This window comes from Candidatus Hakubella thermalkaliphila (assembly GCF_013281975.1).
In the GTDB taxonomy this organism is placed as follows: Bacteria; Actinomycetota; Humimicrobiia; order Hakubellales; family Hakubellaceae; genus Hakubella; species Hakubella thermalkaliphila.
This window is the reverse complement of the sequence record NZ_BLRZ01000497.1, coordinates 1-512: the sequence shown is the minus strand read 5'-3', so window position 1 is coordinate 512 and position 512 is coordinate 1. Positions and strand designations below refer to the sequence as shown.

General features: G+C 50.6%; 1 pseudogene. It reads left to right on the top strand.

Annotation, left to right across the window (positions count from 1 at the left end):
* A pseudogene (locus HW443_RS12895) lies at nucleotides 1-512 on the top strand (transposase); the annotation flags it as partial.

Sequence of the window (512 nt, the reverse complement as noted above, 5' to 3'; positions counted from 1 at the left end):
ACGACCATTTCCAGGCGATGCTTAAGGAAGCTAAGGAACGGGACTTTGAGCCGAGCTTTGTGTTGTTTGATACTTGGTATGCCAGCTTGGGAAATCTGAAGAGGGTTCGAGATTACGGCTGGCATTAGCTAACAAGGTTGAAGAGTAACCGTTTGGTCAATCCTGATGGGGAAGGAAATATTCCCCTCAGTCAAGCGAAGATTCCTCCAGAGGGACGAGTGGTACATCTGAAGGGATATGGGTTCATCAAGGTATTTCGGATGGTCTCTGAAAACGGGGACGGGCAATACTGGGCGACTGATGATCTTCAGATGGACGAAGCTAGTCGGGAGGACTTGGAGAGCCAGGGGTGGAGGATCGAGGTATATCATCGGGGGATCAAGCAGTGCTGCGGAATTGAGCGAGCGCAAGTACGGAAGGCGGTGGCACAGAAGAATCACTTTCGTTATGCGCTGCGGGCATTTCTGCGTTTGGAGATACACAAGTTGCGAACGGGAAATAGTTGGTATGAG